We start from the raw sequence: 18,777 nt of genomic DNA, 5'->3' as shown, positions 1-18,777 counted from the left end.
TAGTGTCAAATTCTAATATCCATACTACAGCTGTAATTGCAGAAGGTGCAAAGCTCGGTAAAAACGTAAAAATCGGACCGTATTGTATTGTAGGTCCTGAAGTTGTGCTTCATGACAATGTCGAGCTAAAATCCCATGTAGTAATTGAAGGGATTACCGAAATCGGCGAAAATACCGTAATCTATCCTTTTGCATCAATAGGTCAACCTCCACAAATCTTAAAATATGCTAATGAGCGATCAAGCACGATAATCGGCTCTAATAATACTATTAGAGAATATGTTACGGTACAAGCAGGAAGCCAAGGCGGCGGAATGGTGACAAGAGTAGGAAATAATAATTTATTTATGGTCGGCGTCCATATAGGTCATGATTGTAAAATCGGCAATAATGTAGTATTTGCTAATTATGTAAGCCTAGCAGGTCATATTGGGGTAGGTGATTATGCAATAATTGGCGGACTGTCTGCCGTACATCAATATGCTAGAATCGGTGAATATTCGATGATCGGCGGACTATCGCCGGTCGGAGCAGATGTAATACCGTTTGGGCTTGTAAGTAGCAAACGTGCGGTGCTTGAGGGCTTAAATCTAATCGGTATGAATAGAAAAGGGTTTGATAAAGTAAAGTCTTTAAGTGCTTTAAAAGCTATCGAAGAAATCTTCTCAGGTGAAGGTAATTTTGCTGAGCGTATAAAACAAGTTGCCGAGAAATATAACAATAATTCTATAGTAATACAAATTATCGATTTTCTTAATCAAGATAGTAGTAGAGCATTTTGTCGTTTTGAGAAGTAAATTTATTTAACTAGCGATATGTAACACTTTGTGTTAGTATTACGACTGTTGTATACGCTTAGAAATAAATTTAAGTAAAAAACTTGAAAAAGCAACTCATGATTTACACCGTGGAAAAAGCTGGATAATTAGTGAAGCAATACGTATATATCTTAAACAACTAGAAAATTCAGACCTAACCAAAGAAGCTAAACGTCAATCCTTATTAGCTAGTAAAGAAAACAATCCTGATGCCGACTTATGGTTAAAACACAATGAAGAAAGTTGGTTAGATGAATGGAAATAATAGAAATTAAAAAAAGATATATTGTTGCTTGGTGTAATATCTGGAGATTATGGTAAACCTCGCCCCACTGTTGTTGTTCAATCTAATTTATATAAAAATCATCCCAGTATAACAGTTTGCACTCTAACAACGGATTTAATAGATGCCCCAACTTTTCAAAAAAAATTGGTGAATTATCACCTGAACAACTAGAAGAGTTAATTGAAGTTATTAAATCATGGATGAATTAGCCACTAATTTTCTTATTTTTTCTTGCAAAGAGTTTTGGCGTAAACGAGTTTTCAAGCTCTTAAAATCAACTATTTCTGCATTTTGATTTTGCTGGCTACATGCAAAAATATATTTCTGCTCTCCTTTAACTTTTTGAATACATTGTCCGCAAATTCCTTTCATCATACATTGCATCGATGAATTAACGCTAACTATTATTTTTGTATCTTCACTGAATATTTCATTTTTTAGACTTTGCAATTCTTCTATTATTTCAGGAGAAGCATTAATTATTACTATATCCACTGAAACTAATTTACGGATTTTTATATCAGGATAGGTAACAAATATAACTTCATTATTATTTTCTTTTAGAACTTTTAATAAACCTATATTACCGGCTTCGAAATCAACAATAACTATTTTTTTATTTTGAGGTATTTCTAGCGGCGAACCTGTCGGTCCCATTAAAACTACTTTCTCATTTTCGGATAATGTTTTACATAAGCTAGTAGATTTACCGACTTCAAAAACTATAAAGCTAATTAAGCCTTTTTCTACATCAATATCGATAGGGCTTAAGGCTATAGGCTCTATTAACTTAGCAGCATCTTCAGAATAATTTTGTAAGCGAAAAAACTGTCCGAACTTAAAATTTTTAGCAGCAAGCGGCGAATGAATTATCAACTCAAAAGTTTTATCATCTAAAATATTTATTTTATTAACCCTAGAAGTCAGCAAATAATCAAGCTGCGTACAAAAATCTTTATAACTACCTTTAAAGCTAGGATTATTATTTATAAGCCTTTTGTTAATAGCGTCGTACCCTTCTTTGGCACTAGCAAGAGCCTTCACTACACTACCCGAATATTTAGGATTACAATCACCGAAATAACTATATTTATCCTTATCGAATTGAGTGTTATTTTCTATACCGATTGCCATAATCACGGTTTTAGTTTTAATGTCATTGCGAGGAAATGCATAGCATTGACGCGGCAATCTTGTTAAGCCAAACTCGTGAGATTGCCACACAGTCTTTGACTGCTCGCAATGACGGTTTCGATTCTCAAACTCCACAGATTCCACATGACCGTATTTATCAACATTAATCCTTAAAGGTTGTATATTTTCCTTAAAATCAACACCGAGTGCTAATGCATATATTAGCTCCTCGTGATTTAATTTATATGCCGGCGAATCTTGCAATCTTCCACGATAGTAGATAGTAGCACCCCCAAGCTTATTAAAAACCTTTCTTAATTCTTCATTATTCTTAGCTTCTTTAAACAATTTTGCATGAGCAATAAATTCTTCAGCTATTTCTTTATCTTCCTCCGTTAAATCTTTTTCTATATAATCTTCGGCAAATTCCTCTACTTGTTTTTTATAGTAATATAAACTTTCCGTTGCTGCATCTAAGGAAGTAAGACCGCCGCCTATTACCGCAATCGGCATCCTAATTACCATATTAGTATTAGAATTTTTCAAAAATGCCCCTCCGCTTTGCAAAGTCATTAAGAAATCAGAAGCCGTTTTTACGCCCTTAGCTTCAAAATTTTCTATATCTAAAACTTTCGGCTGACCTGCTCCAATGCAAAAAGCTATATAGTCAAAACCAAAATCGAAAGCTTGTTCTTTCGTTATATTAAAATCTAAAGCTACTCCGTCATAATATTTGAAATTATTATTTCTCTCTAATATTAGCCGCAATATATCGAGATTGTTTTTATCCCACCGAACGGTAATCCCATATTCCGCTACCCCTCCAAATCCTCTTGGCATTCTTTCCGATAACAAATTTTTATATTCATGCCAAAATTTTATAGGCTTATGAACGTCAAAAGGCAGTAGAGTAATTTTTAAACCGTCAATAGCCACAACATTATGACCTGACCGTAATAAATAATAGCTAAGACTAAAACCTGCAGGACCAAGACCGGTAACTAAAATATTATAATTAGTAGGTTCTTTCGGAAGCGGTGCATAAATATTAAGCGGATTCCAACGAGTAAGCAGTAAATATATTTCTAAGCCGTAAGGTAATTTAAGCGTTTCTTCTAAAATATTTGATTCTATTAATGGGATATTTACCGGATCTTGCTTTTGGTAAATACAAGCTTTTGAGCAATCATTACAAATCCTATGACCTGTTACTGCAACCATCGGATTATCAATAACGATAATAGCAAGAGCACCTAGGTTAAAACCTTGTGCCTTAACATAGTTCATTTCAGAAATTTTTTGTTTTAACGGACAGCCTTGTTTTAAATCCGTCATTGCGAGCGACTGCAAGGAGCGTGGCAATCTCGTCAAATCTCCTGAGATTGCCACGTCGCTTCGCTCCTCGCAATGACGATTCTGAGGTTGCAGTAATCCCTTAGAACAGCTATCCTTATTTTGCTTATGGCAATAAATACAATAATGAGAATGGTTTAAAGCTTCATCTAGATTTAAAAAAGAATCTGTATAGTCAAAATCTACTCTCTCATTTTTTTGATACTTTAATATTTTTTTATCGTTTATTAGATTTTCTTTATCTAGTTTTTGTGGAAGGTTGAATAGGATGTCATCCTGTGGCTTGATACCCTCACACGAATAAACCCTATACGCAGCATACCTAGCTGCTATGTCTAATTCTTCTGCAAAACTTTCTTCTGCCTGTTGCCATATAATTATTTGTTTGGCAAATTCTCTAGAAGTAAAATTCGCACCTATTAAATCAGTTAACTTTAAATACACATCTTCAAAATCAATATCTTTTATTTTTTCCGGTGGATATTTTTTTACGGCAACACGTTGAACAAATTTTCTTTTACATTCATAAATAATATCAAAATCTTTATGTTTTAACCTTGATATCGTTATTTCTTTTGAAATACAAAATAACTCTGCTAAAAAATCGTCTAAATGAGGGGAAATTTTTAGCAAAAATTCGGAATAATCTTTTGGAATAATGGAGAGAGGAGTTGATCTAAATAACATTAAATCTTTATGCAAAGATCTATCGGCTTTAAAGAGATAATCTAAAAATATTTGATCTAATTTTTTAAGTCCGGTTAAATCTAATTCATCAAAATCTAGATTAAAACCAAGTTTCATAAATAATAAATAACTCTTTTAGAAAATTGTCTATAAATTAAATAACTGATACAAACAGTAATAAATGCAACTATAATAGACTTAACTATCAGCATCATATCCGGTAATGTTCCGTCAATCACTAACGCTTGTACGGGTCTTATAACTAAAAAGAACGGATTAAATTCAAAATATATCTTTTTAGACTCCGGAATTAGCGAATATGGATAAACTATCGGTATACTCCAATAAATAACTCCAAGAATAACACTTAACATTTGCGGAATATCTCGAATATACGGCGTTAAAAATGCTACTGCGATAGAACCGCTAATCACACATATTATTAAGGGCAAAATTAATATCGGCATAAATATTATTTGCCAAGAAAACTTTTCTGGAAATAATAAAATAAAAGCAAAATACATTGCCGAAAATGAGCAAATTAAAGTATATAACTGCCCTAAACTATCCGCAACAGGAAAAAAAGTCTTAGAAATTCTAACTTTTTTTATTATTTGATCACGTGTAACTAAAGAACTTGAACAAATCGTTAAGCTACTTACTATAAAACTCCACAAAGGAATACCACCGACTAAGTTCATTACCATAAATTCTCTCGGCTGTCTTAATAAAAAACCAAAAAAATATGAAATTACCATTATGTGAATAAAAGGCTGAATTAAACTCCATAAAGAACCTAAAAAAGAATCTTTATTTTGCCTAATTATAGAAGCTTTAACTAGTAATGCTATCGCCCGCCAGTATTTTTTAGAAAAAAAATACTTTATCATTTATGAATTTCCTTGTTGTTGGTTATAGATTTTAAACATTTCCGATGGTGTACCATCACCTATAATATTGCCGTCTTTTAATAAAATACATCTATCGCAATTATCTTTTATAATTTCTTCTTGATGGCTTACTATTATTGAAATAGGAGTATTTTTAAATTTATTCTTCATTAAACTAAGAGATTTTTCTATAAAATAGCTATCACCTGCCGCAAAAACTTCATCAAGTAATAGAATCTGCGGATTTTGAAATATCGATACAGAAAAAGCAAGACGTGATAACATACCGGAGCTATAAATTTTTATCGGTAAATCAATTTTACTACCAAGTTCTGAAAAATCTATAATTTCTTTTTCAATTTTTTTGCTATATTTATCTAGCATATTATTATATAGCATTAACATTTTTATATTTTCACGACCAGTTTGCTCAGGCTCAAAACCAACTCCCATATCTATAATTGCCGCAATATCTCCATAAACTTTGACTGTACCGGATTTTAACGGATATATTCCGGCGATTAGCTTTAGAAGCGAACTTTTTCCCGAACCGTTACTCCCTATAAAAGCTATTTTTTCTCCCTCATAACAAGAAAAATTAATATTGTTTAATATAGGTATATTTGGAGAAAGAGAGACTCCTTTTTTCAAGAAGAAATGCTTTAAACCTTGAGCTCTTTTATGAGTATCAATACCTTCAACATAACCATTAGTTATCTCTATAAATACTTTTGGATGGCTAAGTGACATAAAATAAATATTAAATAGATTTATTAATCCAATCTAAAAGAGAATTTTTTTGTTGCAAACCTATTTTAGTATCTTTTTGTTCACCGTTTTTAAATAACATTATCGTTGGAATACTACGAATACCGTATTCTGAAGGAGTGTTAGGATTTTCATCAATATTCATTTTAAGTACTTTTACTTTGCCTTGTAATTCTTTACTGATTTCATCTATTATCGGTGTTAACATTTTACACGGTCCACACCATTCTGCCCAAAAATCAACCAGTACAGGTAAATCCGATTCTAATACTTCCTTTTTAAAAGAGCTATCCGTTACGTTATTTGCCATAAATTCCTCTATGTTTTTGTAGTATTGTCCATATGGCTTTTATGTCAATTCCCGCTTTTAACAGCCTTATTGCATGACTCGTTTATGTCATCCCCGCGTAGGCGGAAATATTTATATAGAAGTTACATATTTAAAAAATAAACCTAAAAAAACAAGTTTTTTATAGGTTTTACTGGATTCCCACATACGCGGGGATGACATAGTGTTGTTTTCGGATTCATATGGACAACATCTATATTTATAAATAAAATTATAAAGTACAGGCTTCTACTTGTAAATAATGAAAATCTTTTTATTTATTATATTTATTTTTTCTATTATAATATATTCGCATTATTAAAGCTGCTGTTTCCTCTATTGATCTAGTCGACACATCAATTACCGGCCAATTTCTTTGATCACAAATTTTTCTGACTTCTAGGCACTCTTTTTGTACTATATTAAAATCTGTATAGCTTTTATTTTCGTTAATTTGTAATAGATTTAATCTAGCTTCTCTTATCTCAATTAACCTATTTGGATTAATAACGAATCCTACTACCAATTGATCTATATCTTTTTCTATAAAATCAGGAAAGGGGCAATTATAAACATAAGGAATATTGGCAGCTTTTAAACCGTTATACGCTAGAAATACGGAAGTCGGTGTCTTAGAAGTTCTAGAAGGACCTATTAATATTATATCAGCCTCTGATAATTCATTAAGCATTTGTCCGTCATCATGTCTTATAGCATAATCTATGGCATTAAGTGTATCAAAATAAGTTTTATCAAATTTATAATTGTAATTCTGTTCTTTTTCTATTTCAATACCTGAAAAAACAGACATTTCTTTAATAATTTTACCTATTACAGAAATACATGGAATTTTTAATTCATAGCAAAATTTCGTTAAAGCTTTTCGGAGTTCTTGATCGGCAATCGTGTATAATACTATCCCATGTTTATATTCTATTTTACTTAATACTTCATTTAGCAATTCCAAATTTCTAATCATTGGCCAATGATATAATTTTGGTTTTACGGAAGTAAATTGTGCAAGGGCAGAATTTGCTGCATATTTTGCAGTTTGCACGGAAGAGTCTGAAACTAAGTGAATAATTAGCTTTGTCATACTTTACACATGTAATTGTGGATAAATTTTTTAATAACTTATTATTTTTCCTATTAAAATCTATTAAAAATTTCCTCAAATCCTTATTAAATCAAGTAAATTTAGTGTATTTTCTTTTAAATAAATAGTTTGTGGATAAAATTGTGCATAAATATCATTTTTCTTTGAAAAAATAGTCTTTTCTAAGCTATAAATGAATTTTACACTCAATTATCCACTTGTATAAATTCATTACAAACTTATGTGAATGATAATTAAAAATACCGATATTTTTAAGAAAATTTTAATGAAAATTTTGTTGATAACTCTGTTTAAAACATTTAATCTACATAATTCTATTTACATAAACAACAAATAATAAATATATTTATCATATTAATATCTTTAGTAATTGCATGAAGCAAATTATAAATCCGTTAAGAGGAAATAGTAATAAAATACCTATTTGGTTTATGCGTCAAGCAGGTAGATATTTGCCGGAATATAAAAAAGTAAGAGAAACAACAAAAAATTTTCTAGATTTTTGTTATGATGTTAACAAAGCAACGGAAGTAACCTTACAACCGATAAAACGTTATGGATTTGATGCAGCTATTATTTTTTCTGATATATTAGTTTTACCTCATGCTCTTGGATGGGAAGTGGATTTTAAAGAAAATATAGGGCCTATATTAAAGCAATTCAAATCACAAGAAGATTTTAAATATCTGCAAATCAATCCGAATGATAAATTAGAAAAAGTTTATGAAATAATAAAAAAAGTAAAAAAAGAATTACCATCTCCCACTTCTTTAATAGGATTTGTAGGTAGTCCTTGGACAGTGATGAGTTACATGCTAGAAGGAAAAGGAAAACAGGATTTTAAAACGAGCAAAAAATTTATATATGAAAATAAAATACTTGCTGAAGAATTATTAAATTTTATTACGGAAAAAACAGCTGATCATCTTATAAATCAAGCAAAATCTGGAGCAGATGTTTTAAAGCTTTTTGATTCATGCTCAGGAGTACTTGCAGAAGAGGAATTTACTGAATTTGTAATAGAGCCGACAAAAAAGATTGTACTAAAAGTAAAAGAAGTTTTTCCAAAAACTCCTATAATTGCTTTTCCTAAAGGAGCGGGATTATTGTACGAAAAATTTATAAAAGAAGTACCGATAGATATTTTAGCCGTAGATCAAATGGTCCCTCTTGAAAAAATGAAAGAGTGGAGTGATAAAGTAATAGTACAAGGTAATTTAGATCCGGTTGTATTATTAACTAATAAAGAAATTATTAAAGAAAAAACTTATAAAATTCTTCAGGTAATGAGAGGAAAGAATTTTATTTTTAATTTAGGACATGGTATTTTGCCTGAAACACCTATGGAAAATGTAGAATTTTTGACAGAATATGTTAGGTTATATGAAGAAAAAAATAGCAATAGTACTTTTTAATTTAGGCGGTCCAAAAGACCTTAAATCAGTGAAGCCTTTTCTATTTAATCTATTCTATGACAAAGCTATAATTAATTTACCAAATCCTTTGCGTTATATTATCGCTAAAATAATTTCTATTACTAGAGAGAAAAAATCTCAAAAAATTTATTCTTTAATCGGTGGTAAATCTTCTTTACTTCAGGAAACAGAGGAACAGAAACTAGCACTAACCGAAAAGCTAAAGCAACTTATAAAAGAAGATTTCGCTATTTTTATAAATATGAGATATTCAGCACCGTTTGCTAAAGAAGTAATAGGTCAAATAAAAAAATATAATCCAAGCGAAATAATATTATTGCCTCTATATTCTCAGTTTTCAAGTACTACGACAGGATCATCAGTTAAAAATTTTTTACAAAACCTTAATATTGATATTCCAATTAAAACAATTTGCTGTTATCCTCTAGAAAAAGATTTTATAAAAGCCCATGTTTCATTAATTAAAGAAAAACTATACGATAAAAATTTTCGTATATTATTTTCTGCTCACGGGTTACCCGAAAAACTAATAAAAGCAGGCGATCCTTATAGTTTTCAGATAAAAGAAACAGTACAAGCAATAGTTAAAGAATTAAATATAAAAGATCTAGATTATAAGATAACTTATCAAAGTAGAGTAGGACCTATAGAGTGGTTAAAACCAAATACGGAAGACGAAATAGAGCTAGCAGGAAAGTTAAAAAAAGACATAATTATCGTACCTATATCCTTTGTATCCGAGCATGTTGAAACACTAGTAGAGCTTGATATTGAATATAAATTAATCGCAGATAAATATGAAATTCAATATACCCGAATTCCGACACTTGGAACAAATAAAATTTTTATTAATAGTTTGACAAATATATTGCTACGATTTATTAATAAGGTTGATACTAATTTAGTTATGAGTAGCTCTAGTACAAGAATATGTCCAAACGAATTTACTAAATGTTTGTGTAAATTAACAAATTAATAAGGAAAAGAATGGCAAGTTACTATCTATGGTTTAAGTCAGTCCATCTGATATCTGCTATATGTTGGATGGCAGGACTTCTTTATTTACCTAGAATATATGTTTATCATATCAAAGCTAAAGTAGGTAGTGAGCTAGATAGTACTTTACAAGTAATGGAGCAAAAATTACTCAGATTCATTATGAATCCAGCAATGATTAGCACATTTATTTTTGGTTTAATAAATGCTCATATTTACGGGTTTGTTGCTCTTGATACTTGGTTTCACGTTAAAATGTTTGCAGTATTAATTTTAGTGATATTTCATGGTTTACTTGCAAGATGGCGAAAAGATTTTGCAAATGGTAAGAATGTCCATTCAGAAAAATTTTATCGCATAGTTAATGAGATTCCAGCTATTTGTATGATTGTTGCAGTGATTATGGTTATAGTGAAACCATTTGATTAGTATACTCTTTTTATTTGAAAAGGGATTGTTAAAGATATATCGTCATTGTGAGCAGCGGTAAGCTGCGTGGCAATCTCATGAAATAATAACAAGCTCCTAAGATTGCTTCATCAATTACTTACGTAATTTCCTCGCAATGACGTTAAAACCGATCCATGCGGGCAATGTTTTTCCGTGAAAGGAAAGCAGGAATGGCATAAATAAAGCAATGTCTGCTCATCTATACTTTAGCAATACCAAATATTGCTTCTAATTTTGCTAAGCGTTTTCTCTGTTGCGTTGATATCTCTCTTTTTCAAAGGTCTTTCTAGAAACTCTGCTACGAGTTCAGGTAGGCTCTTGTTAGTTTGGTTGGATATGTAGTTGCTCCCGATTAATTAAACTTAAATTGCTTAAGTTTCAACCACCGAAGAGAAATAAACCCTTGGTGGTCAGGGAGTTAGCAGAACTGCCAAAAGTCAGCTATAATAGGTTTTGCTTAAAGCATTGCTTTAAGCTCTGGACATGCCTATTATCTCCCCGACCATAAGGTCGAGGATTACATCAGTTATGTGAGAGATGTTCTCACTTTTGGTCAATCTATAACTTATTTTAAACTAATGGTTTATTTTTAATATAAGTTGTAAAATTTATTTAGAATATCTATAATTCATAAAAAATAATATGGAACAATTATGAATAATAGCGATGAACTTAATAAGTTAGTAATTTTTAAAGATAAAACCATTAGAAGAATTTTGCATAATAACAAATGGTGGTTCTCAGTAGTCGACGTAGTAGGAGCATTGACTGATAGTAGTGACCCTGGAGCTTATTGGAGAAAACTAAAAAAGGTTAAACGAAGAAAAAAGTGAGGTCGTGACAAATTGTCACGGACTGAAATTAACTGCCACAGATGGAAAAAAATATATAACAGACTGTGCAAATACAGAGTCATTACTTCGTATTATACAATCTATTCCGTCTCCAAAGGCAGAACCGTTTAAACAATGGTTTGCTAAAGTCGGTTATGAGAGGATTCAAGAAATTTCTGATCCGGAAAAGTTAATTGATAGAGCAAGGGATAATTGGAAACGACACGGTCGTAGCGAGAAATATGAAAGAAAATAAGGTTGCAGGTAAAATAGGAGAAAGTATAGCTAAAAACGCTAAAACGGCCTTGAAAAATAAAACTGGTAAAAAAGTAATCTCAACAGAACATTATTTACCGCCTAAACTTACAAAGTAAAAAAATTTGTTATAGTGAAATGCACTGAAAGTGAAATGCACTGAATTAGATGATATTTATAAGAAATATTTTATTTTTTAAGGATATAACGAATATTGCTAATGCCAACCCATTTACGATATGAGATATATTATTTAAAAATTAAAAAATGAAATAGAAATGTCACCTAATTCAATGCATTTTACTATAAACCAAGGATTGCATCGGTTTTGTGGAAAATACTCTCACTTTTGACAGAAGTTTCAACACACCGAAATAGCATTTTGCCATTCCGGTTATGATTTTAAAAAAGTCAATTAAACTTTACTTCAGGTGGCAATGACATTAATATTGCTTCGACATTTCCATCGGTCATTAAGCCGAATTTAGTACCGCGGTCATATAGTAAATTAAATTCTACATATCTACCTCGCCTTATAAGCTGGTATTCTTTCTGCTCAGCTGTCCAAGGTAAAAATAACTTACTTCTAACGATTTCAGGATATACCGACAACAAAGCCTTACCTACGTCCTGTGTAAAGGCAAAATCCTGTTCAAAATTACCGTTATTTAAATAATCATAGAATATTCCGCCTACTCCTCTCGGCTCTTTTCGATGCTTTAGATAAAAATATTCATCACATTGCTTTTTGAATTTAGGATAATAGCTAGAATCATACTTATCGCACGCTTCTTTAAAAGCTGCATGAAACTTTACAGTTTCGTTTTCTTCCGGATAAAAAGGTGTTAAATCGCCACCGCCGCCAAACCAACTTTTAGAAGTTTCTATATAACGAGTATTAAAATGCATAGCGGGAATTAGTGGCGATTTAAGATGTGCGACTAATGAAATGCCTGTTGCAAAGAATTTCCCGTCTAGCTCTGCTCCTGGAATTTCGCTGCGGAATTCGGGAAAAATTTCACCGAATACGGTAGATATATTAACCCCGACTTTTTCAAATACTTCTCCTTTCATGAGAGACATGACACCGCCACCACCGCCATTACGTTGCCAGCTTGAGCGTACAAACTTAGCTGGTTTTAAACCTTTGGTTTGTGCATATTCTTCTTCGATTTTTTCAAATTCTTTGCACAATAAATCACGTAAATTAGTAAACCAACTACTTGTTATTTCTTTATTTTCTATGTTCATAATTATTAAGCAACAATTTAATTACTTTCCTCATCATATACATAATCACTAAAAATACGACAGCAATGATCATAATATAAAAAGCCGGAGCATAAAATAAGCCTGTGCGCTCTACAAGCCAACGAGAAATAATAGGTGAAGTTCCGCCAAATATCGCTATCGCAAAATTGTAGCTGAAAGCAACACCGGTAAATCTTTGTTCTGCCGTAAACAAGGATATAACGAGTATATAAGCTGTACCTGCTATGCTTCCTGCGAGCATACCAAGCATTGTAAGAGCTATAATTTGTTGCCACATCTCTTTTGTCGACATAAGTAACATGGTCGGTAAAATCAATATCAAGATAGCAACACCAACAAGCATTGCCATTTTAAATTTTCCGATAATGTCGGCAGTACCGCCGGCAAGCGGCATCGCTATCATCGCAATAAACGAACTATATGCTAAATATGATAAAGCAATAGTATTACTAAGATGCATTACATTATAATAGAAAACATTTATATATGTTTTTACTAAATACATAACGCTGCTAGCGATAGCACCTATACACATAGTTAAAAACATCGATCTCCAAGCAGTTCTAATTACATTGGAAAAAGGTGCTTTAAGAACTTGTTTCTTTTTCTCAAGCATTTTAAAAATCGGTGTTTCCGATACACGCAATCGCAAGTAAAATCCTGCAAGACCCATAAATCCGCCAAGCAGAAAAGCAAAACGCCAAGCAAAATCTATATGAGAGAAATAACGTTCTATTATAATACCGATAAATGTTGCAATTAAGGTACCGGCAATATTTGAACCATGTACTAAACCTGCAGTAAAACCCGGTCTTAAATTTTGACGATGTTCAAGGATAAAAATAGCCGCTCCCGTTCCTTCACCGCTAATACATAAACCTTGAATAAGCCGCATTATAACTAGAGTTATAGGGGCATAAATTCCAATACTTGCATATGAGGGTATGAGACCCATAATAAAGGTCGGAATAGTCATACCTAGCATCGAGATTATTAAAGCGATACGTCTACCGTATCTATCACCGATATAACCGAATAATATGCCTCCTATCGGTCTTGTCAGAAAGCCAACCGCAAATACTCCAAGGCTTAGAAGAATTCTAATGAATTCTGATTCGCCTGGAAAAAAAACTTGTCCAATAATCAGCGAAAAAACTGAATATACCGTAAAATCATAATATTCGAGTACATTACCTGAAATAGCAGATAAAAAAATGAACTTAGACCTATTCATCGAGCTTTAAATAACTTAATTACTAATTAGTTATTATAGACAAGTTACATCATTTATAAAGTGTAATTTATAATATTATAAATTACAATAAAATCATAAGCACATATGCAGTACAAATATTTAATTGTCGGCATTTTAATTCTTGTGGTGATAGTAATATGTTTTTGTGATTATAAGTTCTTGTTTAATAAACAACCTGAATCAGTTGCAAATGATTTTGAAAAAGAATTAGCAGAATGTGATAAAGCTATAAAACAAAATCCGAATGATGCAGATGCATATATTGGATATGGATTTAGACTAAGAATACTGGGACTTAGGTTTCCTGAAAAATATGAGTTGGCCCTTGAAGCTTATAATAAGGCAATCGAAGTAGATCCAAGTCATCCTTATGCTTATAACAATAAAGCAGAAATATTAAGAAAGCTTGAAAAATACGAACTAGCACTTGAAGCATACAATAAAAGAATTGAGTTTAACCCTAATGACGCTAAAGCATATTTCTATAAGGGTTTAGCTTTAGATGCGTTACAGGAATATGAAGAAGCTATTGGATCGTATGATACAGCATTAGAGCTAGAACCGAATGAGCCTGTAATATACTTTAATAAAGGAAATACATATTTTAATATAGAAGAATATGAGAGTTAGCTATTAAAATGTATAATAAAACAATACAGCTTAATCCTGATGATTTTAGAGTTTACGTGAATAAAGGAATAGTTTTAGGAATTCTTATTAATATAAGGTCTTACTTTGGAAAAATTAGGCAAATACGATTTATCTCTTGAATCATACAACAAAGCATTAGAATTAGAGCCAAATGACTTTGAGACACAAGCTCAAATACAAGCTATATTAGACATGCAAAAGGCTAAATAATAGTCATAATTTATTATGACTATTATAACGTACATATTAATTTGGTCATAACTATTATAATATACACGTTATAATGGTCAAGCACTTATAACCTAGTTTATCCTCTAGTGGGAACTACCGGAATTCCTACTTTTGTAAGTTTAGCTCCTTTTGGCTTTTTAATTCCTACAAATTTCTGTTCTTCTTGTTGTTTTCGTAGTTTTTCTCCTATTTTTGCAGCTTCTCTGCTACCTTTAAGAGCACTTTTTCGGGCTTTGTGTTAAGATTCGTAACACCTTTTGAAGTCTTAATACTTCATCTTTATCAAAATATTTTACGTCTGTAGCAGTACTTAAATGGTAAACTCCGTTACCTTTTTGTATAAACTGATTTTGTAAAGCTTTACCTTCTAAATCTAAGAATTTTCCATTTTTTTTTTTGAAGAATAGTTTCATCAAGCTTAATATTCTCATCTAATACTACTTTTCCAAAATCACCTACTTCTCCAACTTTTGTACCACTAAGATCATATGCATAAAGTTTTTCTTCATAGAAATCTAAGTTGTTTAAAAAGTTCTCTATAGAATTCTTATCATTAGTAAAATTGCCTAATTTATAGGTGCCTATAATTTTTTCTTCTTTACTTACTACTTTTTTCGTATTTTTAATAATTCCAAGATAGGCTAGAACTTTTTTAAACTTACCAAATTACGCTTTACCTCAACTTCTACGGGTCTAGAAAATTCTTTTTCTTTTACTTCTTCAACTTCTCCTATAACTAATTGCCCATCTATTGGGCTGCCCAGTTCATCTTTAAAATGAATTAGTTTGGCATTTTTACTCTATTTAATTCAGTTTCTTCAGTTTGAAAATGTAGATGTTTTTTTTCTGGCATAAATTCCTCCTTGAATAAATTGTGGTTTATTTCAAGTGTAAAGGAGTGAATTAAATTTTTGCAAGAAGTTTTTATTGTTAGTTATTTCTCAATAACTAACAAATATTAAGAATTAAAAACTACTGTGCCGTCCAGCCGCCATCTATCAAGAGTCCACTACCTGTTATTAATGATGCTTTTTCGTCACATAAGAATATTACTAAGTTTGCTATTTCATCAGCTTCTACAAATTTTTTCGTAGCTTGAGATTTAAGGATTACATACCTTAACGCTGATTCTTCACTGATATGTCTAGCTTTAGCAGTATCTGCTATTTGATTCCTTACTAATGGTTGTTGACGTAGCCGGGACAGATAACATTAACTGTAATATTATTCTCAGCCACTTCTAAAGCAACGGTTTTGGTAAGCCCAAGGATACCGTGCTTTGCTGCTACATATGCCGACTTGAAAGGTGATGCGACATATGCATGAGCGGAAGTGATATTAACAATTCGCCCGAAACCGTTTTTTTTCATAATCTGTATTGCATGTTTTGTAGTATAGAAAGATGCTATTAAATCTATACGCAAAATTTGCTCCCATTTATCTTCAGGAAATTCATCGATAGGAGCAACATGCTGAATACCTGCATTATTTATTAATATGTCTATTTTACCGAATTCTTTTATTATCCTCTCAAACATAGAATGAATTTCATCAGGTTTTTCCAAATTTATTCCTTGATAAAATACAGCCATTGCCCCAAGTTCTTTCAATTCTGCTGAAATTTTGGCTACTTCATCTTCTTTTGCAAAACCGTTAATAACTATTTTAGACTCAAGTTTTGCAAAATGTTTTGCTATCTCAAGCCCGATACCGCTAGTAGAACCGGTAATAACTGCTACTTTGTCTTTCATTTTTATCTCCTTATAAAATATGCACTGTCATACTGTGGCTTGTACCAGCCAGCTAAATCGTCATTGCGAGCAGCCATAGGCTGCGTGGCAATCTCAGAACTTTGGCACTAGATTGCTTCGTCAATTACTTACGTAATTTCCTCGCAATGACGAGAAAATTAGAACCATGCAACAAAGCCGATCAAATCATGGGATGACATAGTTAATCAAGTAATATTTGTCTTTTATTTAAAAGTAACTTATATTAGATTTCACTTAAAGAAATAGTGTATAAATCTATGGAAATTGTTAATAGTGTTGATGCATCTGTATCTTGCCAGGGCAAAGAACCTCCATATGACCATCCGAAAGTTTATTTAGAGATAGATAAAGAAAAAAAGGAAATTATCTGCCCATATTGTAGTAAGAAATTTAAATTAGTAACAAAATGACTATAAAATTTCTGTCAGAAAGTACTATCAACCGAATTGCTGCCGGTGAGGTTATAGAAAGACCTGCATCGGTAGTAAAGGAATTAGTTGAAAATGCTGTTGATGCAAGTAGTACTAAAATAGATATTATTTTAGAACGTGCCGGTAAAAATCTAATCATTATTTCCGATGACGGTATCGGTATGACTGATAAGGAATTAGAAATTGCCGTTGAACGTCATACAACTTCTAAGTTTGATGAAAGCGATTTTCTAAATATTCATACTTTCGGTTTTAGGGGTGAAGCACTGCCGTCTATTGCTGCTATTAGCAAAATGCTAATTACTTCTAAAAAACGAGATGCCGACAAAGCATTTCAGATTAAGTTAATCGGCGGCAATGAAAAACAAGTTACTATTTCTGTTCATAATGAAGGTACTAAAATAGAGATACGTGATTTATTTTTTGCAACACCTGCACGTTTAAAATTTCTTAGAGCCGATAAAACAGAGCTTGCAGCAGCTGTAGATGTGGTTAAGAAAATCGCTCTAGCATATCCTGGAATTTCTTTTAGTTTAACACATGACGGCAAGAATTTATTAAAACTAAAGGGACAAAATAAAGATGCTGAAACTAACCTAAAACAGCGTATAATTGATGTAATAGGTGATGATTTTATAAAAAAAGCCGCTTATATAGACTTCAAAACACCTGATTTCTCTATTTGCGGCTATACTAGTAGCCCGACATATAATAGAGCTTCAAGTGAAGATCAGTTTTTATTTATTAATAATAGACCGGTAAAAGATAAATTATTACAGGTAGCTTTAAGGGTAGCATATCAAGATTATTTAGCTCGTGATCGTTATCCGCTATGTGCTATATTCTTACAAATCGATCCGCAACTTGTTGACGTTAACGTACATCCGGCAAAAGCAGAGGTTAGGTTTCATGACCCGAATTATGTGCGAAACTTATTAATAGAAGCAATTAAAAATGTTTTAACAAATAAAAGCCATGTTACTTCTACTATTATCGCCTCTGATGCTCTTGAGTTATTTAAAAATCCTTTAGTTAACAAACAATCGCCAGTAAGTAAAGTTATAAATGTTAATAGTAAATCGACAGATTATAGACCTACTACTCATTCTATACTTAATACAGTTCCTCAAAATCATGTTTGTCAAAAATTAATCGATACATTATCACATGCTAAAATAGAACAAGAAGTAGAAAACCGTATAGAACATGAACAGCAAACCCGTAAACAGTATAAACTTGGGACAGCTAAAGCACAACTTCATACGATTTATATTATTTCACAAACCGAAGATAGTATAGTGATTACCGACCAGCATGCAGCACACGAACGTTTAGGGTATGAAAAAATAAAAGATTACCTTAAAACGGAAGAGTTAATCAAACAACGTTTGCTTATCCCTGAGATAGTAGAACTGCTAAATGAAAAAAAAGCAGATTGTTTATATGACCATAGAGAAAAACTATATAAACTCGGTTTAACTCTAGAAAAATTCGGCGAAAAATCTATTATAGTAACTGAAATTCCAAATATCCTTGAAGATGTAAACGTACAAAAGTTAATTCAGGATCTCGCCGATCATTTATCGGATTTTGGCAAGAATATAGCTTTGACAGAGTTAATCGAGCATGTAACGGAAACTTATGCCTGTCATTACTCTATTAGAGCAGGACGAAAATTATCGGCAGATGAAATGAATGCCTTACTGCGTCAAATGGAAAATACGCCGCTTTCAGGTCAATGTAATCACGGCAGACCTACTTATATTGAGTTGAAGCTTAAGGATATCGAACGCTTATTTGGACGGTAACTCGTT

The 18,777-nt window shown here is 31.8% G+C and carries 22 protein-coding genes and 1 pseudogene; 13 read left to right on the top strand and 10 right to left on the bottom strand.

The window, feature by feature from the left end; genetic code table 11:
* The first annotated feature begins 2 nt into the window (after nt 1-2).
* The 3 genes and pseudogenes from lpxA to RGRA_RS12460 all read left to right on the top strand — a co-directional run.
* Nucleotides 3-797 carry an acyl-ACP--UDP-N-acetylglucosamine O-acyltransferase gene (lpxA, locus tag RGRA_RS0100435; protein WP_017443476.1) on the top strand — a complete coding sequence of 265 codons (795 nt, stop codon included), beginning with the start codon at nt 3-5 and terminating at the stop codon, nt 795-797.
* A gap of 52 nt (nt 798-849) precedes the next feature.
* On the top strand, nt 850-1,083 hold the full coding sequence (locus RGRA_RS14200; RefSeq protein WP_084520526.1) for a hypothetical protein: 234 nt from the start codon (nt 850-852) through the stop codon (nt 1,081-1,083).
* Nucleotides 1,084-1,107: 24 nt separating this feature from the next.
* Nucleotides 1,108-1,232: pseudogene (locus RGRA_RS12460) on the top strand (type II toxin-antitoxin system PemK/MazF family toxin); the annotation flags it as partial.
* A 61-nt stretch (nt 1,233-1,293) separates the two neighbouring features.
* Here the strand turns inward: RGRA_RS12460 and RGRA_RS0100430 are convergent.
* The 5 genes from RGRA_RS0100430 to RGRA_RS0100410 form a co-directional block, all read right to left on the bottom strand.
* The gene (locus tag RGRA_RS0100430; RefSeq protein WP_017443475.1) at nt 1,294-4,395 is read right to left on the bottom strand and encodes an FAD-dependent oxidoreductase; all 3,102 of its coding nucleotides are present in this window, start codon (nt 4,393-4,395) and stop codon (nt 1,294-1,296) included.
* Entirely contained in the window at nt 4,392-5,168 is a 777-nt protein-coding gene (locus RGRA_RS0100425; RefSeq protein WP_004997009.1) for an ABC transporter permease, read from the bottom strand. The genes RGRA_RS0100430 and RGRA_RS0100425 overlap by 4 nt, the downstream gene beginning before the upstream one ends.
* Entirely contained in the window at nt 5,169-5,918 is a 750-nt protein-coding gene (locus RGRA_RS0100420; protein WP_017443474.1) for an ABC transporter ATP-binding protein, read from the bottom strand. It abuts the gene before it with no gap.
* A 10-nt stretch (nt 5,919-5,928) separates the two neighbouring features.
* Nucleotides 5,929-6,246, bottom strand: a complete 318-nt coding sequence (gene trxA / locus RGRA_RS0100415; RefSeq protein WP_024547208.1) for a thioredoxin — start codon at nt 6,244-6,246, stop codon at nt 5,929-5,931.
* A 292-nt stretch (nt 6,247-6,538) separates the two neighbouring features.
* Complete coding sequence (locus RGRA_RS0100410; protein WP_024547207.1) at nt 6,539-7,360, bottom strand: pyruvate, water dikinase regulatory protein; 822 nt, start codon at nt 7,358-7,360, stop codon at nt 6,539-6,541.
* Nucleotides 7,361-7,755: 395 nt separating this feature from the next.
* Here RGRA_RS0100410 and hemE point away from each other — a divergent pair, with 395 nt between their 5' ends.
* From hemE to RGRA_RS12445, 6 genes are all read left to right on the top strand, one after another.
* Entirely contained in the window at nt 7,756-8,796 is a 1,041-nt protein-coding gene (hemE, locus tag RGRA_RS0100405; protein WP_017442795.1) for a uroporphyrinogen decarboxylase, read from the top strand.
* Nucleotides 8,753-9,793, top strand: a complete 1,041-nt coding sequence (gene hemH / locus RGRA_RS0100400; protein ID WP_017442794.1) for a ferrochelatase — start codon at nt 8,753-8,755, stop codon at nt 9,791-9,793. The genes hemE and hemH overlap by 44 nt, the downstream gene beginning before the upstream one ends.
* Before the next feature lie 11 nt (nt 9,794-9,804).
* Nucleotides 9,805-10,242 (top strand): protoporphyrinogen oxidase HemJ, encoded by a 438-nt coding sequence (gene hemJ / locus RGRA_RS0100395; protein WP_017442793.1) that lies wholly within the window; start codon nt 9,805-9,807, stop codon nt 10,240-10,242.
* 674 nt (nt 10,243-10,916) lie between these two features.
* Nucleotides 10,917-11,096, top strand: a complete 180-nt coding sequence (locus RGRA_RS12455; protein ID WP_017442792.1) for a BRO-N domain-containing protein — start codon at nt 10,917-10,919, stop codon at nt 11,094-11,096.
* Nucleotides 11,097-11,100: 4 nt separating this feature from the next.
* Nucleotides 11,101-11,352, top strand: a complete 252-nt coding sequence (locus RGRA_RS12450; RefSeq protein WP_017442791.1) for a BRO family protein — start codon at nt 11,101-11,103, stop codon at nt 11,350-11,352.
* A complete protein-coding gene (locus RGRA_RS12445) occupies nt 11,339-11,470 on the top strand; it encodes a hypothetical protein (RefSeq protein ID WP_017442790.1) in 132 nt (43 codons plus the stop codon). The genes RGRA_RS12450 and RGRA_RS12445 overlap by 14 nt, the downstream gene beginning before the upstream one ends.
* 292 nt (nt 11,471-11,762) lie before the next feature.
* Here RGRA_RS12445 and hemF read toward each other — a convergent pair whose 3' ends face one another.
* The gene (gene hemF, locus RGRA_RS0100380) at nt 11,763-12,602 is read right to left on the bottom strand and encodes an oxygen-dependent coproporphyrinogen oxidase (protein ID WP_017442789.1); all 840 of its coding nucleotides are present in this window, start codon (nt 12,600-12,602) and stop codon (nt 11,763-11,765) included.
* Complete coding sequence (locus tag RGRA_RS0100375; protein ID WP_017442788.1) at nt 12,586-13,857, bottom strand: MFS transporter; 1,272 nt, start codon at nt 13,855-13,857, stop codon at nt 12,586-12,588. Before RGRA_RS0100375 ends, hemF begins: the two co-directional genes overlap by 17 nt.
* A 180-nt stretch (nt 13,858-14,037) precedes the next feature.
* Between RGRA_RS0100375 and RGRA_RS0100370 the strand changes: the two genes are divergently transcribed.
* Both RGRA_RS0100370 and RGRA_RS09920 read left to right on the top strand, forming a co-directional pair.
* A complete protein-coding gene (locus RGRA_RS0100370) occupies nt 14,038-14,508 on the top strand; it encodes a tetratricopeptide repeat protein (RefSeq protein ID WP_051354039.1) in 471 nt (156 codons plus the stop codon).
* A gap of 105 nt (nt 14,509-14,613) precedes the next feature.
* On the top strand, nt 14,614-14,739 hold the full coding sequence (locus tag RGRA_RS09920) for a tetratricopeptide repeat protein (protein ID WP_017442786.1): 126 nt from the start codon (nt 14,614-14,616) through the stop codon (nt 14,737-14,739).
* 233 nt (nt 14,740-14,972) lie between these two features.
* On the opposite strand, the gene RGRA_RS12915 is transcribed toward RGRA_RS09920, so the two are convergent.
* The 3 genes from RGRA_RS12915 to RGRA_RS12910 all read right to left on the bottom strand — a co-directional run bounded on the left by RGRA_RS12915 (nt 14,973) and on the right by RGRA_RS12910 (nt 16,511).
* The gene (locus RGRA_RS12915; RefSeq protein WP_236609740.1) at nt 14,973-15,191 is read right to left on the bottom strand and encodes a hypothetical protein; all 219 of its coding nucleotides are present in this window, start codon (nt 15,189-15,191) and stop codon (nt 14,973-14,975) included.
* A gap of 541 nt (nt 15,192-15,732) precedes the next feature.
* Nucleotides 15,733-15,870 carry an SDR family oxidoreductase gene (locus tag RGRA_RS14495; protein WP_269077343.1) on the bottom strand — a complete coding sequence of 46 codons (138 nt, stop codon included), beginning with the start codon at nt 15,868-15,870 and terminating at the stop codon, nt 15,733-15,735.
* 68 nt (nt 15,871-15,938) lie between these two features.
* Complete coding sequence (locus RGRA_RS12910; protein WP_017442785.1) at nt 15,939-16,511, bottom strand: SDR family NAD(P)-dependent oxidoreductase; 573 nt, start codon at nt 16,509-16,511, stop codon at nt 15,939-15,941.
* 278 nt (nt 16,512-16,789) lie between these two features.
* Between RGRA_RS12910 and RGRA_RS09910 the strand changes: the two genes are divergently transcribed.
* On the top strand, nt 16,790-16,942 hold the full coding sequence (locus RGRA_RS09910) for a zinc-finger domain-containing protein (protein WP_084520520.1): 153 nt from the start codon (nt 16,790-16,792) through the stop codon (nt 16,940-16,942).
* The gene (mutL, locus tag RGRA_RS0100345) at nt 16,939-18,771 is read left to right on the top strand and encodes a DNA mismatch repair endonuclease MutL (RefSeq protein WP_017442783.1); all 1,833 of its coding nucleotides are present in this window, start codon (nt 16,939-16,941) and stop codon (nt 18,769-18,771) included. Before RGRA_RS09910 ends, mutL begins: the two co-directional genes overlap by 4 nt.
* Nucleotides 18,772-18,777 lie beyond the last annotated feature (6 nt).

This window comes from Rickettsia gravesii BWI-1 (genome assembly GCF_000485845.1).
GTDB lineage: Bacteria > Pseudomonadota > Alphaproteobacteria > Rickettsiales > Rickettsiaceae > Rickettsia > Rickettsia rickettsii.
This window is presented reverse-complemented; position numbering and strand designations above follow the sequence as displayed.

Excerpts from the sequence above, each read along its gene's own strand:
- RGRA_RS0100430 (WP_017443475.1), bottom strand. The coding sequence starts at position 4,395 with ATGAAACTTGGTTTTAATCTAGATTTTGATGAATTAGATTTAACCGGA.
- RGRA_RS0100425 (WP_004997009.1), bottom strand. The coding sequence starts at position 5,168 with ATGATAAAGTATTTTTTTTCTAAAAAATACTGGCGGGCGATAGCATTA.
- RGRA_RS0100420 (WP_017443474.1), bottom strand. The coding sequence starts at position 5,918 with ATGTCACTTAGCCATCCAAAAGTATTTATAGAGATAACTAATGGTTAT.
- trxA (WP_024547208.1), bottom strand. The coding sequence starts at position 6,246 with ATGGCAAATAACGTAACGGATAGCTCTTTTAAAAAGGAAGTATTAGAA.
- RGRA_RS0100410 (WP_024547207.1), bottom strand. The coding sequence starts at position 7,360 with ATGACAAAGCTAATTATTCACTTAGTTTCAGACTCTTCCGTGCAAACT.
- hemE (WP_017442795.1), top strand. The coding sequence starts at position 7,756 with ATGAAGCAAATTATAAATCCGTTAAGAGGAAATAGTAATAAAATACCT.
- hemH (WP_017442794.1), top strand. The coding sequence starts at position 8,753 with ATGTTAGGTTATATGAAGAAAAAAATAGCAATAGTACTTTTTAATTTA.
- hemJ (WP_017442793.1), top strand. The coding sequence starts at position 9,805 with ATGGCAAGTTACTATCTATGGTTTAAGTCAGTCCATCTGATATCTGCT.
- RGRA_RS12455 (WP_017442792.1), top strand. The coding sequence starts at position 10,917 with ATGAATAATAGCGATGAACTTAATAAGTTAGTAATTTTTAAAGATAAA.
- RGRA_RS12445 (WP_017442790.1), top strand. The coding sequence starts at position 11,339 with ATGAAAGAAAATAAGGTTGCAGGTAAAATAGGAGAAAGTATAGCTAAA.
- hemF (WP_017442789.1), bottom strand. The coding sequence starts at position 12,602 with ATGAACATAGAAAATAAAGAAATAACAAGTAGTTGGTTTACTAATTTA.
- RGRA_RS0100375 (WP_017442788.1), bottom strand. The coding sequence starts at position 13,857 with ATGAATAGGTCTAAGTTCATTTTTTTATCTGCTATTTCAGGTAATGTA.
- RGRA_RS12915 (WP_236609740.1), bottom strand. The coding sequence starts at position 15,191 with ATGAGAATATTAAGCTTGATGAAACTATTCTTCAAAAAAAAAAATGGA.
- RGRA_RS12910 (WP_017442785.1), bottom strand. The coding sequence starts at position 16,511 with ATGAAAGACAAAGTAGCAGTTATTACCGGTTCTACTAGCGGTATCGGG.
- RGRA_RS09910 (WP_084520520.1), top strand. The coding sequence starts at position 16,790 with ATGGAAATTGTTAATAGTGTTGATGCATCTGTATCTTGCCAGGGCAAA.
- mutL (WP_017442783.1), top strand. The coding sequence starts at position 16,939 with ATGACTATAAAATTTCTGTCAGAAAGTACTATCAACCGAATTGCTGCC.